The following is a 281-nucleotide window of genomic DNA, read 5'->3' as shown; positions in this document are numbered from 1 at the left end:
GATTCGATAGAAAATCTGCTCAAACAAATCGGTCTCTTTAAAACGGCGTTCGTAATTCTTCCCGAAGGTGGAGAAGTGGGGCACTTTATCATGGAATCCATAACCCAAAAACCAGCGATAGGCCATGTTGGTTTCTACTTCTGAAATGGTCTGGCGCATGGAACGAATACCAAAGGTATATTGAATGAAGGTAAGTTTAATTAAAATAACAGGGTCAATGCTTGGGCGCCCAATTTCCGAATACACATCCTTCACCAAGTCATAAATGAAAGAAAAATCAA

The 281-nt window shown here is 40.2% G+C and carries 1 protein-coding gene; it reads right to left on the bottom strand.

Going from position 1 to position 281, the window contains the following annotated elements; translation table 11 throughout:
* A partial coding sequence (locus tag HRJ06_RS23760; protein WP_174735240.1) for a transposase occupies positions 1 to 281 on the bottom strand: 281 nt, incomplete at both ends.

Source organism: Mesobacillus harenae, assembly GCF_013343715.1.
Classification (GTDB): domain Bacteria; phylum Bacillota; class Bacilli; order Bacillales; family Cytobacillaceae; genus Mesobacillus_A; species Mesobacillus_A harenae.
This window is presented reverse-complemented; position numbering and strand designations above follow the sequence as displayed.